Below are 14,954 nucleotides of genomic sequence, written 5' to 3'. Positions count from 1 at the left end.
ATATCTTTTTCTAAGCAATTACTTTCTATTTCTCGATATTTATATGCTTTCATGTTTCAATAAAACTTAGGTATAACAAATATAAATTTTTATCCTGATATATTTTTAATCTCATCCATCAACTCTAACTCAGGAAAGGGGATAAGCTTATTAGCAAAATCTAAAAGATTATAAATATCTGTTCGTATCTCTTCATCAACCAATGTTTCTTTCAAAAAGAGAGATTGTTTAGAGATACGGATTAATGCAGAAAGCAAGCAACCTAAGTCTGTATAGCTTTCCATTTCTACCGTTAAGTAATATTTATCATACCTGTTCTTACGGATAGTTTCCATAGATTCTTTTGCTTCTTTCCAGAATTCCGGATTTTTCTTTTTCATACTAGGTTTATTTTTTAGCAAAGTGAATGCATAATTGTCCTATAAGCTACTAATGAAGCCTTTATTATATAAGAGGCATTGATAAAATACAGGTCTGTTTTATCAGATTATTTTTTTATTTTTGCTAAAACATTTTTGTTATGAATACAGATACAGCACCAAAGAAAGTACACCAGGGAAGAAATATTAAAAGACTAAGAGAAATGCTTGGAATTAAACAAGAATCGTTAGCTTTTGATTTAGGTGTTAGTCAGGCAACTGTATCGGATTATGAACAAAAAGAAGATCTTGATGATAAGATACTAGAAAAAGTTTCTTCAGCCTTAAAAGTTCCTGTAGAAGCCATTAAAAACATGACTGATGAAGCAACGGTAAATTACATCAATACTTTTAATGATAGTGCTGTTAATCATGGAATTAATACTAATTATAACTGCACTTTTAATCCTCTTGACAAAGTTGTTGAACTTTATGAGCGAATGCTTAAAGATAGGGAAGAATTGATTGAAAAGCTGTCTAAGAAAAGTTAAAAATTTACTTTAGTGATAGTAAACAAAGTATTTATTTTATTAAATGTTTGTTTTTTTATTTTAGGAACAATTTTCCCATTTATAGATGAATTGGTTATAATTGAATTCTTTTTTTTACTACCTATTTTACCTATTTATTTGGTTGTTGTTTTATTTATCTGTATTATAGTCAAACAATTCAGAAAATATAGTTTATTCTACATTAAATCTTTAGTTCCTATTTTTGTTTTTATAATCTCTCAAATCGTATCATTAAACGTAGTTGAAAATATTCAAAAATATAGATGTCAACATACGATTCAGGAGATAGAAAATTATAAAAAAATAAATGGTTTTTATCCTGTAAATTTAAATAAATCTGGCATAATATATTCATCAATTAGTAATGAACAATATCACTTGGAATTCAATAGTAGTTTTTTATCTACAGATATTTATAGTAGTAAAACAAAATCTTGGAAAACAAATAAATGGAATGATTGATTAAAATCTGTGTTTTAGTTTGTTTTAAATTAAAAAATTTTTTAATTACTAATTTTATTTTATTTGTAAGTACAAATGAATTTTGGAAATTATAATTCTTATTAATACAACTCTTTATTTTAAAATTAAAGTGTTCGTAACAGCTAGGAGAAATCAATAAATACTCATAGACTTTATTCTGAGTTACCAGTTTTACATATAGCTTTATACTTACCAGTTCATAGATTTCAATTTAGTTCGATTGCCTAAGTTTTTAGTTAATTTTGTGGAAATAATTTTTAAAATTCTTTTATGGGACTAGATGGTATAGAACTTATATGTGATATAGAAAAACAGTTTGATATTACAATCACAGATAATGAAGCCATGTGTATGTTAACTGTGAATGACATTGTAAATGTAGTTGGGTTAAAACTTTCCATGTACCCAGAAAATACTTTTATATATAAACAACTATTTCTAAAACTTAAAGATATTTTTGTTTCCTTGGGTTTGAAAGAGGAATATGTAACCATTAATAGTGAAATTATATCTTTGATACCTAAGGAAAAATTAGATGAATATTGGGAGCATATTAAAGACAAATTACAACTGAAATTACCTGAAAACACTATACTAAACTATATACCTGTTACAGAAGAGGATGTTAAAGTAAAGATTTTTGGCAAAGTAGTGTACAAGAAGAATAAGAGAATAAGAAATTATACTCTTCATACTCTTATAAATTATATTATTTCTCTTAATTATAAGAAACTAATTGATTTATCTAAAATTTCTGACCGATACGAAGTGGAAAGGGTTATTTGTGGTATTATAGCTGATAAAATGTATATTGATATTCATGAAATAGAATTGGAGTATCAAATAGTAAGAGATTTAGGTATTGATTGATTTATAAAGTTTAAGCAGAGCGAACAATTAAACATAAATGAGTAATCTAAGCTTTAAAATTCGTTGTTAGTAATTCATAATGAGACTTAATAAATGTTTGAGAATAATTTAATCTTACTATAGATTAATTTAATATTTTTGCCAAAATTTTATCTAAGTACACTCAATATTTTTAACTAATTATAAAAATTACTATGAAAAAAACGTTATCAATTTTACTTCTTATTTTGTCTACCCTACCGGTATACTCTCAGATAGGAGCCATGAGTTCTTCTATGCGTATGCATCAAATGGCCGTAAGTCAGCACAGAAATTTTATGAACACGAATATGAACCGTATAAATTATTATCGGAATCAATCAATTTCCAGTTTAGAAATTTTTAAAAATAAAGTTTACAAGGTTGATATGAAAATCAAAACAACGAATGCTAAAATTGAGACACAAGAAAAACGGTTAAAGGAGCTGAAAGAGGAAAATAATCCTGTAAATGAGGTTAAAATTGATAAAATTAATAACAAAATTACTTCCCTGAATTCAAAATTGGAGGCTTTAAATAAAGAAAAAAAGCTATTTCAAGATAGAGTATCTGAAATAGAGAAGCAAAACCAGATAGAAAGAGAAAAAAAACAAAAAAAGAAAGAAGAGCGTAAAAAGCGTAAACAAAAATCATAAAACTATTTTTCTTTTTTGCTACAAAACAGGCTTACAAATGGTGCGATTAATTACCGATTGTGAGCCTTTGTAAAGATTCGTAAATCTCATTCAATATTCTCTTTTTAAGTATATTTTTATATAGTTTCTTAAACGCTAATTGTTGATATATTTCCCTTGGGGTTTTTATGGAGAATTAACAGATTGTCTTCTTATATTTAAAGATAAAAAAACTCTATTAGCCCGAATACTTTCAGGAAATTATTTTCCTTGTTACTCATCACCATTTTATTATGATACAATTTACATACTGGAAAAAGGAGTGGGCACAACAAATATTTGGGCAAAGAAAAGATAAATGTACAATTGCCTTATCAATTGGGAAATCCTGGAACTAATTATGCTCTTTTTAAATATTTTCTTATTATTCATAGTCAGCCGTAACTAGAAATTGATGTATTGTGTAAAACAGCATTAATGTATCGCACATCATAAAAAATAATTATAGTCTCAATGGTGTTGCCTGAAAAAAAATACCGACAAAATGATCTGATTATTTTACATCAGAAACAAGTAAGTTTAGAGTTGATAAAGCATGCAGAGATTTTGTTTTCAGCCTTAGGATTTAATAGTTATAGATTGCTGGGCGGCTGGAAAGAAAAATGGTAACCTATTCCTTTTCCAAGAAAATATGATAATCAATTTTTAAGAAAACAAGTAAATGATTTATAAGTAATGAGAATCAATTTTACATGATCATTAAAACCTGTAATATAATTTATTCAATACAAAGCAATAAAATATTCAATATTAGAAATTGCAGATTATAATTGAACTTAATTTCGGCTCGGATTTAAAACCCAGCTTAATTTTTTACAATAGCATTCAGCACATTGCAATTAGGTATAAAAAAATAAAATTTAAATACATACTTACAAATTATTACTATAATCCCTTCATTTTATCTGATTTAAAATAAATATATAAGATTATATTATCCCTAATAATAATTAAATAATATTAATAATAAACATTAATATATTTAAATAATTTATTTTATGTTTTTATTTATTATTTAATTTCGAATATTATATTTGTATTATAATTAACACATAAAACTGATAAAAATGAATAAACAACTAACAGGTGTGCTTTGTATCGGGTTGTTGACGACTAATAATCCTTTAGCATCACAAGTAGGAGTGAATACACAGACGCCAGCATCTACTCTTGATATTGTCGCAAAAAATGTTTCAGGTAGTAGTACGGGAGTAGATGGACTCTTAGTTCCGCGTATAGACAGGCTGCGTGCGCAGAGTATGTCAAATCCTCCGGTTTCAACCATGGTTTATATTAACAGCGTTTCTACAGGAACACAGACCGGATTAGCAGCTAACATAGATGCTGTAGGCTACTATTATTACAATGGAACGGCTTGGGTGAAATTATACAATCCTACCAATAATAACAGCTTGGGGCAGAATATTTACAATACGGATGGCTCTCTTTCAGCTAGCAGGACAGTAACATTAGGAAGTAACACATTAGCTTTTGCAGGAGGTACAACGACCAACGCTTTTTCGGTAAACGGAACCACATTTTCGATAGATGCAGCAAACAAACGGGTAGGAATAGGGACAGCAAGTCCGGCTAATGCTTTACACGTTACTGCAACTTCCAATCCATTGAGGCTTACAGGGGTTCAGAAAGGCGATGTAACTACGAATCAGTTATTAACCATTGACACTTCCGGAAATGTTAAAAACATAGGAACAATAGCAGATCTTTCCATTCCTTCGCCGGCAATCTTACGGCTTGAAACAACTCAAAATGACTTTTTAAGTACGGCAACTTCCGGAAGTAAGCAGACGGTTCCTATGTCGATAATTAAAAATACGATTCCTGGTATGACTTATGATGCATCAACCTATACAGTAACCTTTCCTGCCGGTACATATCAGATTATTTTTACCTATGAAGCTGTTCATAATAGTACTAACTGTACTATCAGCTCTTATTTCGTAGACTTTCCTTCGGAAAGTACCACCACTAGAATACATAGTACAGCTTCTCATAATCAAGGAAATTTATCAAATCACGGAGGAAGTATTATCTATGCATCTCAGATAAATGCTAATGTAACATGGATGGTACAACTAGGGAGGGGGCAGTCCGGAAATTGTTCAGGAACCGGAATGTCATTAATGCAAAAATCTACTCAGGTACTGATATTTAAAATAGGTAATTAAAATATAAAATATAGTAATAAGAAGCATAACCAAATATGGCAAGAAAAAATATCAATTTTAATAGAATAATTATTAAAAATGTAAAAGTTAGTTAAATTGTTATTTGCTTAAATAGTTGTCTTTTTTTAATCATATTAATAAATATCAATATTTGTTTTTTATAAAAATAGTATTGATATTTATTTTTTTAATTAAATAAATAATGACTACCCTTATTTTTTTAGGGGTTAAAAATTATTTTTAATAAAATTCTAATTTTTTTTATTTTACAATTTGGGAATAATGTTTAAATTTGTTTGTAATAATAATATAAATTAATATGCGGCTTACAAGCAAAGAAACAGAAAAATTACTGTTGCATCTGGCAGGAGAATTGGCATATAAGAGAAAAAGTAGAGGTTTAAAACTTAATTATCCGGAGTCGGTGGCTTATATTTCTAGTCATTTGCTGGAAGCAGCTAGAGACGGAAAATCCGTAGCCGAACTAATGCAATATGGAGCAACACTTTTAAAAAAAGAAGATGTAATGGAAGGAATTGCAGAAATGATTACTGAAATTCAGATCGAAGCAACTTTTCCGGATGGAACCAAATTAGTGACCGTGCATTTACCCATCAGAAATTAATATCCAATTATGATACCAGGAGAATATTTTATTAAAGACGGTGATATTGAATGTAATAAAAACAGAGAAACCGTAATTCTGAAAATTATAAATACCGGAGACAGGCCGGTACAGGTAGGCTCGCATTGTCATTTTTTTGAAACTAACAAAGCCCTGAGTTTTGATAGAGAAAAAGCCTTCGGTAAACGTCTGAATATAGCTGCGGGGACTGCTGTACGTTTTGAACCGGGAGAAGGAAAAAAGGTTGAGCTGGTAGAATATGGCGGACGTAAATATGCCTTTGGACATAACAATCTGGTGGATGGTGATACAACAACAGATTCTCAAAAAAAGAAAAGTATGCATAAGATGGAAGAAGAAAAATTTAAAAACAGCCGAGAATGAGCTTAAAAATAAACAAAGCCAAATATGCAGATATGTTTGGTCCGACAGTTGGAGATAAAATACGGTTGGCTGATACGGATTTAATTATAGAAATTGAAAAAGACTATACTGTATATGGTGACGAGAACAAATTTGGAGGAGGGAAGACGGTTCGAGACGGTATGGCTCAGTCTGCAAACGCTACAAGAGAAGCACATGTTTTAGATTTGTTAATTACCAATGTGATCATATTAGATCATTCAGGTATTTATAAAGCAGATTTAGGAATTAAAGACGGAAAAATTAAAGCAATAGGTAAGGCCGGAAATCCGGATATTATGGATGGTGTACATCCGGATATGGTAATAGGAGCTTCTACAGAAGTTCATGGTGGAGAAGGTTTGATTGTTACGGCAGGAGGAATAGATACCCACATACATTTTATATGCCCTCAACAAATTGAACATGCGCTATACAGCGGAGTAACAACGATGATTGGAGGAGGAACCGGTCCGGCTGATGGTACTAATGCAACAACCGCTACTCCCGGGCAATGGAATCTTGAGAAAATGTTGCAGTCAGCAGAAGCTTTCCCTATGAATTTAGGTTTCTTCGGAAAAGGTAATTGCTCTTCCGAAGAACCGTTGGAAGAGCAGGTTAAAGCCGGAGCTTTAGGCTTAAAGATACATGAAGACTGGGGAGCTACTCCGGCAGTTATAGATGCAGCACTAAAAGTTGCAGATAAATACGATGTACAAGTAGCCATTCATACAGACACACTTAATGAAACAGGATTTCTGGAGGATACGGTCAATGCAATAGCAGGCAGAGTTATTCATACCTTTCATACCGAAGGAGCAGGAGGTGGACATGCTCCCGATATAATTAAAATAGCCATGTATCCTAACGTTTTACCGGCATCAACTAATCCTACGAGGCCTTATACGGTGAATACCATTGATGAACATTTAGATATGCTCATGGTATGCCATCACTTAAGTAAAAAAATACCCGAAGATGTCGCATTTGCAGATTCACGCATAAGACCGGAAACTATCGCTGCAGAAGACATACTTCACGATATGGGGGTCTTCAGTATCATGAGTTCGGATGCACAGGCTATGGGGAGAGTAGGAGAAGTAATAATAAGAACCTGGCAGACAGCAGATAAGATGAAAAAACAAAGAAGTTTTTTACCAGAAGATGAAAAAAATGGAAATGATAATTTCAGAGCCAAAAGATATATTGCTAAATACACGATAAATCCTGCAATAGCGCAAGGAATATCCGAATATATAGGTTCCGTGGAAACGGGTAAATTTGCAGATTTGGTTTTATGGAAACCTGCTTTTTTTGGAGTTAAGCCCGAAATTATTATAAAAGGAGGCTGCATAGTGGCTGCAAGAATGGGCGACCCCAATGCATCCATTCCCACACCACAACCTGTATTATACAGGAATATGTTTGGCGCCTACGGAAAAGCATTGACCCGGACTTCCATAACCTTTGTATCTCAGGCATCCACTGAAAACGGAATTATTAAAAAATACGGTCTTCAAAAAATGGTACTACCTGTCAAAAACTGCCGGTCAATTTCAAAAAAGGATTTAATTCATAATGATAAAACTCCTGAGATAGAGGTAAATCCGGAAAACTATGAAGTAAAAGTAGAAGGTCGGCTAATTACCTGTGAACCATTAAAAGAAGTAGCACTCGGACAACGTTATTTTTTATTTTAAACACTTATTCTATATATAAATGGTTATAATAGATAAAATAATAGGAAACAGTAATGATATAGATATCCATACTAAAAATATAGATTTTTTTAATATTGAATGGTTTGAAGCAGGTAAGAAAATTCTTAGGAAAAAAACCGAGCAGGGAAGAGAAATATCTCTGCGATTGTTGAAAGAAGGACTAAGATTAAAAGAAGGAGATATTTTAAAAATAGATTCTGAAAATGCTGTTATCGTGAATATTTTACCTTGCGATGCAATTAAAATAGTCCCAAAGACCCTCTTAGAGATGGGGAGTGTTTGCTACGAAATAGGAAATAAACATCTTCCCCTGTTTATTCAGCAAGAATCTGTACTAATACCTTATGAAGAACCCATATTCAGATGGTTACAGGTAAAAGAATATCGTCCTGAAAAAACAAAGGAAAAACTTACCTGTATACTTAACTCCACTGTGCAGCCCCATAGCCATTCAGGAGGAATAGGAACATCCATTCTATCAAAAATAATAAACTTGTCGTCAAATAAATAATAAATGAATTCATACCTGGGTATTCTTTTACAATTGTGTGATCCTACCTTGCCTATAGGTGGATATTCACATTCAAATGGTCTGGAAACATACGTTCAACAGAATATAGTAAAAGATAATACTTCAGCCTATGAATTTATCAAAAGCATGATTGAACATAACTGGCTCTATAATGATCTTTTTTTTGTAAGGCTGGTATACGAAGCAGCTGAAAATAATAATTTTGAGGAAATTCTTAGACTGGATCAGGAATGTACGGCCTTTAAAACTCCTCGGGAAATACGTCAGGCAGGTCGTAAATTAGGAATTCGGACACTTAAGGTTTTCGAACCATTAGTAAGTTCAGACCTGTTAAATGCCTATCGAGAAGCTATTAATAAAAAACTGGCTGATGGTCAATACCCTGTAGTTTTTGCTTTATATGCTAATGAATTCAATATACCTGTTCAGGAAGCATTACATGCTTTTTTATACAGTACTACCTCATCTATGATTACAAATACAGTCAAATTAGTACCCTTAAGTCAGCTGGCAGGTCAGGAAATTCTTTTCAAACTTCAGGAAATAATAGAAAAAACGAAGGAAAAAGTATTGCATTTAGACAAATCTTTATTAGGTATCTGCAACGCAGGACTTGATATTCGCTGTATGCAGCATGAAAATTTATATTCACGGTTGTATATGTCTTAAAATAGTTGACAGCTCTCAATTCAGTAAATTAAAAAAATGGAACCAAGAAAATACATTAAAATAGGAATAGCAGGTCCTGTGGGATCAGGGAAAACAGCATTATTAGAGAGATTGACTCGTCAACTGGCAGATATTTACAGCATAGGGGTGATAACCAATGATATCTACACTCAGGAAGATGCAGAATTTTTAACCCATAACAGCCTTCTTGTAAAAGAGAGGATTATTGGTGTAGAAACCGGAGGCTGTCCTCATACCGCAATTCGGGAAGATGCCAGTATGAATCTGGAGGCGATTGAAGAATTGCTGGAACGTTTTCCGGATTTAGAGATTATCTTTATTGAAAGCGGTGGAGATAATTTGTCCGCAACTTTCAGTCCCGATTTAGCGGATGTTAGTATTTTCGTTATAGATGTTGCCGAAGGGGATAAAATTCCAAGAAAAGGAGGACCTGGCATTACACGGTCAGATTTGCTGGTCATTAATAAAATAGATTTAGCTCCATATGTTCATGCAGATCTAGGTGTTATGGAAAGAGATTCACGAAAAATGAGAAATGGGGCCCCTTTTGTATTTACTAATCTGATGAGCTGTGAAGGTCTGGATTCCGTAATTGGCTGGATAAAAAAATATGCATTACTGGAAGATAGTGACGAACCTCCTTTATTACATTAAAGTTTCCTGTTGTTGATGATTAACGAGCTAGAAATAACGGTAGGAAACGAAGCCGGAAAGTCCTATCTGAAAGATATGTACTTTACACCTCCGTTTAAAATTGCGGATTTAAGCAGATATCAAGCACGGAATATTCTTTCCCTTATGATGATGAGTTCCTCTCCGGGAATTTTGGATCAGGATAATTATCAGATAAAAATAAACCTGGAGAAAAAAGCCAGATTACGTTTAGAAACACAGTCATATCAACGATTGTTTCAAATGATTAACGGAGCTAAACAGACCGTTGATGTTTGTTTGGATACAGGAGCTCAATTTAGCTATATACCACATCCGGTAGTTCCTCATAAAAATTCAGTTTATGAATCATTTACCAGAGTATTTTTAGAACAGGATACAACCTTCACCTACAGTGAAATCATAACCTGTGGAAGAAAATATTCCGGAGAAATATTTCAGTTTAGAAAATTCAGAAATCTTACTGAAATTTATTTTCAAAACAAATTGATTTTGAAAGATAACCTTTATATGGAGCCGGAAGTTATGCAGCTAGATTCATTAGGTATGTTAGAACACTATACCCATCAGGCCACTTGGATGCATATACATACGGGTTCAGAAAATAACAAAACAAAAATGAATCATGTTCGGCAAATGCTGGAAGATGAGAAAGAAATAGTATTGGGTATAACCGAACCCGGAGATTGGGGTTTTGTTATCAGAATTTTAGGAAATGAAGCAGAGTTAATTTATACTTTATTCAAAAAACTAGAACATTACATAGAAAATCAATAGTCATAAAAAACAAACACATTAATATGAGTCCGGATTTACTCTCCCTATTAGTAACAACAATAACGATAAGCCTGGTACACACAGCTTCAGGTCCAGATCATTATTTACCCTTCATCGTATTGTCAAAAGCCAGGAACTGGAGTTTATATAAAACAGCCTTTTGGACAGTATTATGTGGATTAGGGCATGTTTTGAGTTCTGTCCTCATCGGACTTCTTGGTGTTATTTTAGGATGGCAGATTTCCCGTTTGGATGGATTTCAGGAAATAAGAGGATCAATCGCTTCCTGGGGACTATTGATATTAGGAGTATTTTATTTAATCTGGGGACTTTACAAAGCATACACTAACCGTCCACATAAACATTTTGATGTATATGAGGGGGACGATATATACGTCTATACTCATAAGCACGGAGAAACAGTAGTGCCAGGCAAAAGAATTAAAGTAACTCCATGGATTTTGTTTGCTATTTTTGTGATGGGGCCGAGTGAACCAATTATACCTTTACTCTTTTATTCCGGAGTTTCACATTCTGTTTATGAAATAGTTTGGATCATTACTGTATTTACATTTACCACAGTTTTAACAATGCTTGTTATCGTATTTTTAGGATTATATGGATATTCATTGTTGCAGACAGATTTTCTCGAAAGATATTCATCAGCAATAGGAGGAGCCGTAGTAACACTTTGTGCGGTAGGAATGATCTTTTTTGGCTGGTAAGGAACATTCATCAAACTTTCAATTACCATAAACAAATTTAAAATAATAGGTATAAGTAAATCAGATTTAAGTAGCTTTGTTGCTTATTGATGATTTACATATATTATGAAAAATAAATTTATTTTACTTATAGTTTTTTTTCTGGGAATAACAACTACACAAGCACAAAATGCTTCTTCAGAAAGTAAAAACACCGAAAAACAACAGAAAGGCATAGATTTTCCCACCACTTTGCAAAATCTTTCCGCTAAATATGGCGAACAATATGAAAAGATATATTCCGAAGAAGATAAGAATTATTTTTTTCGTTGGATTTTTGATTCCGGTGTGATATTAGTTTTTGTACCCCTTCCGGAAGAACAACAATATGTAGGTATAGTTGCACCCAACGAAGTAGAAGACCCGGTAGGAGGGTTATCTTACGGATTAATATTAAATCAGTCTACGTTTCAGGAATGTCAGGAAAAGTTAGTACAATATAAACCTGAGTGGGTTAAGGAAAATGTTGGAGGTATTGAATATTATATTCTTATATTCCTAAATGAAAATACATTTAATTATTTATATTTTTATAAAAACAGCATGGATAAAAATGTGCTGAAAGCAGTTACTATATCTACTACAGAGCTATAAATCAGAATAATGTAAAAAAAAACAGTGTCAGAAATATTTTATATACCAATTAGTGTACTGGTATATTATTTGTTTTTATAATAAAATTATTTGCAATTACAAGAATTTTGTTCTTGTAATCGGAAATTGGGATAAAAACTAAATAAATGACACTAACAGAACTTTTCAAAAATATACGACCTTTTGTTTATCCTTATCGCTGGCTCGTTGTATTTACTTTGATTCTTACATTAGCAGGTTCTCTGACAGCACAGGTAAATGCCTGGGTATTGCGGTATACCGTAGATCATATAAATAGTTTAGTAGATCAGCACAAAGGAGTTAAAGAAGGAGTACAACTTTTAGCATTAATTTCATTAATCTTATTAAGTAAAGAGATACTCAATACACTTATTCAGTTTGGTCAAAAATATTATGGTGAAAAATTAAGGATATATGTATCTAAAGATCTGGCTCAAACTGTGGTGGAAAAGGTACTAACTTACAAACTTGCTTTTTTTTCATCTGGAGGAAATGAATCCGGAAAATTACAAATTCGTATCGATAGGGGAATTGAAAGCCTAACCCGGATGATTCAGAATTTTTTTATTGATATACTACCACTCTTTGCCAGTTCATTAGTGGCTTTGCTAATGATGTTTAACGCAAATTTTTATGTAGGGCTGGTGGGGTTGAGTATTATTCCGGTGTATTTTTTTGTAACACGCAGGCAGGCTCAGAAGTTGAGTGGTGCAAGAAGAAGTATTAGAAAATTCAGGGAAAATAAAAGCCAGGGTATTTTAAGCATATTTGAATCCATATCCGTAATTAAATCATTTGTAAGAGAAAATAAAGAAGCTGACAAGCAGTTGATTCTTCAAAATGATTTAACAGGTGCTCAATTAAAAACACGGAAAATCAGTTTCATTTTTGATGGTTTAAAAAGTTTTGTAGAACAAATTGGAATAGTTCTTATCATTATTCTGACAGCCTATCTGGTGCTGAATGGTGATATGACCATTGGTGCTATCATGTTTCATATTTTGCTTTTTAACAATGTATCAGCACCAATAAGACAGTTACACCGTATATATGATGAAATGAATGATGCATTAATTTATTCTGAAGGTTTTTTTGAAATATTAAAAGCGGATGATCAGATAGAAAAAAGTGGAACCTATAAACCTGAAAAAATTACTGGAAAGTTCGAGCTTGTCAATGTAAGTTTTAAATATCCTGATGGAACACCGGCATTACATACAGTAAATATGGAAATTTATCCTAATAAAATTACGGCATTGGTAGGACTATCGGGAGCCGGTAAAAGTACGGTAATAAATTTACTCGATAAATTCTATGAACCGACTAAAGGTAAAATTTTATTAGATGGCATACCATTAGAAGAATACGACACTGCCTTTTTAAGAGATAATATAGGACTTGTGCTTCAGAAAAATCATATTTTTAATGGAACTATAGCCGAAAATATTTTATATGGTAATCCGGATGCAGGGCAGGAAGATATGGTTAATGCCGCAAAGAAAGCATATATTCATGATCAGATAACGGAACTTCCTCAAGGTTACGATTCACCAGCATTGTCTCTGTCAGGGGGGCAGCAGCAAAGAATTGCCATTGCACGTATGTTTTTAAAAAATCCGCCTATAATTTTTTTAGATGAACCTACCGCCAGTTTAGATGCTATTTCTACCGAACAAATAAAAAATAGTTTAGATGCTATAAAGAAAAACAGGACCGTGATTATAATTTCTCATAGCTTGTCACAGATTATTGATTCAGACTGTATTTATGTAATGAAAGGTGGAAAAGTAGTGGAGAAGGGAACACATGAAGAGGTTTATGCACATGGAGGAACATATAAGGATATATTTGATTCTATGGCTCGAAGCCTTAATCTGGATAAAATCTCTAAAACGCTCGAATAAAAATAAACTAATTTTTACAAATTTATATGTAGATTTACCAAAAATACAATCATGATCATTTATTTTAATATTCCTGGATTAGGCGGATCTGATACGGAACACTGGCAAACATATTTTGAAAAATCTTCTGAGTCTATGATAAGGATTGAACAAAAGGATTGGGATAGCCCGGAATGTGAAGATTGGATCAATACTATTGAAAAAAAACTGCAACCTTATTATGATAAGCACGAAATAGTTTTGATAGGACATAGTCTAGGATGTGCAACGATTGCACATTGGGCTAAAAGATTTAAGAAAACTATTAAAGGAGCATTGTTGGTGGCACCCAGTGATATTGAAAATCCGGCATATACTTTTCCTGCTAATGGCTTTACACCTATGCCGTTAGAAAAAATTAATTTTAAGACAGTTGTGGTCTATAGTACAGACGATCCTTGGGTAAGTGTAGAACGAGCTTCTTATTTTGCTAAATGCTGGGGAAGTGAACTACGATCCGTAGGAAACGCAGGGCATATTAATGTAGCTTCAGGGTACGGAGTATGGGAGGAAGGACAGCATATTTTAAAAAGTATCTAAATTGATTACTATTTGCGGGAAGTACGACAACATAAACTGGAAATATTACTATAGTTTTTTAAAATAATGATGCTACGGATTTTGTGATAATCCATGAGGTATCATGATTATCTAACTCAAATTTTTGTTGTAAACGCCAGTTTTTTCTACTTCCCCCAATATTAGCATCAATATAATTTCGTATAAGAACAATCGCCTTATTATAATTTATTTTAAGATAAAGTTCCGTTTCTTTAGACGAGTAATATTTCATTTTTTCGCTTCTCATATTATCTAACCATTCCGATTTAGACTGAACATATCCTGTTATGTGTGTTAAGGTAAAATCTTTATCCAACAGCTTATCTATAGTGTTTAAATCATTTTGAACCATTGAGTGTATAAGCTGTCTTATAGATTGTTTAATAGCTTCTTCCAGCTGAATATTTTTATTTTTTATGTTTAATTGCATGTTAATACCAAGATTAAAATATGATAAAATTTAATA

18 protein-coding genes are annotated in these 14,954 nt (G+C 32.3%); 16 read left to right on the top strand and 2 right to left on the bottom strand.

Annotated elements, in window-relative coordinates:
• Positions 1-89 precede the first annotated feature (89 nt).
• Complete coding sequence (locus tag EQ921_RS04165; protein WP_128330708.1) at positions 90-380, bottom strand: hypothetical protein; 291 nt, start codon at positions 378-380, stop codon at positions 90-92.
• Between the two features lie 140 nt (positions 381-520).
• On the opposite strand from EQ921_RS04165, the gene EQ921_RS04160 reads away from it, so the two are divergent.
• The 16 genes from EQ921_RS04160 (at position 521) to EQ921_RS04090 (ending at position 14,467) form a co-directional block, all read left to right on the top strand.
• Positions 521-910 (top strand): helix-turn-helix domain-containing protein, encoded by a 390-nt coding sequence (locus EQ921_RS04160; RefSeq protein WP_128330707.1) that lies wholly within the window; start codon positions 521-523, stop codon positions 908-910.
• Between the two features lie 774 nt (positions 911-1,684).
• The gene (locus EQ921_RS04155) at positions 1,685-2,284 is read left to right on the top strand and encodes an acyl carrier protein (RefSeq protein WP_128330706.1); all 600 of its coding nucleotides are present in this window, start codon (positions 1,685-1,687) and stop codon (positions 2,282-2,284) included.
• A 194-nt stretch (positions 2,285-2,478) separates the two neighbouring features.
• A complete protein-coding gene (locus tag EQ921_RS04150) occupies positions 2,479-2,958 on the top strand; it encodes a hypothetical protein (protein WP_128330705.1) in 480 nt (159 codons plus the stop codon).
• A gap of 492 nt (positions 2,959-3,450) precedes the next feature.
• Positions 3,451-3,606 carry a hypothetical protein gene (locus tag EQ921_RS14720; protein WP_164875577.1) on the top strand — a complete coding sequence of 52 codons (156 nt, stop codon included), beginning with the start codon at positions 3,451-3,453 and terminating at the stop codon, positions 3,604-3,606.
• A 458-nt stretch (positions 3,607-4,064) separates the two neighbouring features.
• Positions 4,065-5,186, top strand: a complete 1,122-nt coding sequence (locus EQ921_RS04145; RefSeq protein WP_128330704.1) for a hypothetical protein — start codon at positions 4,065-4,067, stop codon at positions 5,184-5,186.
• A gap of 319 nt (positions 5,187-5,505) precedes the next feature.
• Positions 5,506-5,811 (top strand): urease subunit gamma, encoded by a 306-nt coding sequence (gene ureA, locus EQ921_RS14900; protein ID WP_128152924.1) that lies wholly within the window; start codon positions 5,506-5,508, stop codon positions 5,809-5,811.
• A gap of 9 nt (positions 5,812-5,820) precedes the next feature.
• Positions 5,821-6,195 carry an urease subunit beta gene (ureB, locus tag EQ921_RS14895; protein WP_128152923.1) on the top strand — a complete coding sequence of 125 codons (375 nt, stop codon included), beginning with the start codon at positions 5,821-5,823 and terminating at the stop codon, positions 6,193-6,195.
• Positions 6,192-7,913: an urease subunit alpha gene (ureC, locus tag EQ921_RS04130; RefSeq protein ID WP_128330703.1), complete on the top strand. Its 1,722-nt coding sequence runs from the start codon at positions 6,192-6,194 to the stop codon at positions 7,911-7,913. Before ureB ends, ureC begins: the two co-directional genes overlap by 4 nt.
• 19 nt (positions 7,914-7,932) lie before the next feature.
• A complete protein-coding gene (ureE, locus tag EQ921_RS04125) occupies positions 7,933-8,445 on the top strand; it encodes an urease accessory protein UreE (protein ID WP_128330702.1) in 513 nt (170 codons plus the stop codon).
• Positions 8,446-8,448: 3 nt separating this feature from the next.
• Positions 8,449-9,135 (top strand): urease accessory protein UreF, encoded by a 687-nt coding sequence (locus EQ921_RS04120; protein WP_128330701.1) that lies wholly within the window; start codon positions 8,449-8,451, stop codon positions 9,133-9,135.
• A gap of 36 nt (positions 9,136-9,171) precedes the next feature.
• Positions 9,172-9,810: an urease accessory protein UreG gene (gene ureG, locus EQ921_RS04115; protein WP_128330700.1), complete on the top strand. Its 639-nt coding sequence runs from the start codon at positions 9,172-9,174 to the stop codon at positions 9,808-9,810.
• 15 nt (positions 9,811-9,825) lie between these two features.
• Positions 9,826-10,605 carry an urease accessory protein UreD gene (locus EQ921_RS04110; protein ID WP_128330699.1) on the top strand — a complete coding sequence of 260 codons (780 nt, stop codon included), beginning with the start codon at positions 9,826-9,828 and terminating at the stop codon, positions 10,603-10,605.
• A gap of 23 nt (positions 10,606-10,628) precedes the next feature.
• Positions 10,629-11,330, top strand: a complete 702-nt coding sequence (locus EQ921_RS04105; RefSeq protein WP_128152917.1) for a hypothetical protein — start codon at positions 10,629-10,631, stop codon at positions 11,328-11,330.
• A 105-nt stretch (positions 11,331-11,435) separates the two neighbouring features.
• Positions 11,436-11,963, top strand: coding sequence for a hypothetical protein (locus tag EQ921_RS04100; protein ID WP_128330698.1), 528 nt, complete (start codon positions 11,436-11,438; stop codon positions 11,961-11,963).
• A gap of 146 nt (positions 11,964-12,109) precedes the next feature.
• A complete protein-coding gene (locus EQ921_RS04095) occupies positions 12,110-13,888 on the top strand; it encodes an ABC transporter ATP-binding protein (RefSeq protein ID WP_128330697.1) in 1,779 nt (592 codons plus the stop codon).
• A gap of 51 nt (positions 13,889-13,939) precedes the next feature.
• On the top strand, positions 13,940-14,467 hold the full coding sequence (locus tag EQ921_RS04090; protein ID WP_128330696.1) for an alpha/beta hydrolase: 528 nt from the start codon (positions 13,940-13,942) through the stop codon (positions 14,465-14,467).
• Between the two features lie 58 nt (positions 14,468-14,525).
• On the opposite strand, the gene EQ921_RS04085 is transcribed toward EQ921_RS04090, so the two are convergent.
• Positions 14,526-14,918: a nuclear transport factor 2 family protein gene (locus tag EQ921_RS04085; RefSeq protein ID WP_128330695.1), complete on the bottom strand. Its 393-nt coding sequence runs from the start codon at positions 14,916-14,918 to the stop codon at positions 14,526-14,528.
• Positions 14,919-14,954: the final 36 nt, after the last annotated feature.

This window comes from Apibacter sp. HY039, from assembly GCF_004023655.1.
Taxonomy (GTDB): Bacteria; Bacteroidota; Bacteroidia; order Flavobacteriales; family Weeksellaceae; genus Apibacter; species Apibacter raozihei.
Note: the sequence above shows the minus strand (reverse complement) of the source record. Positions and strands in the feature narration are given on the sequence as shown.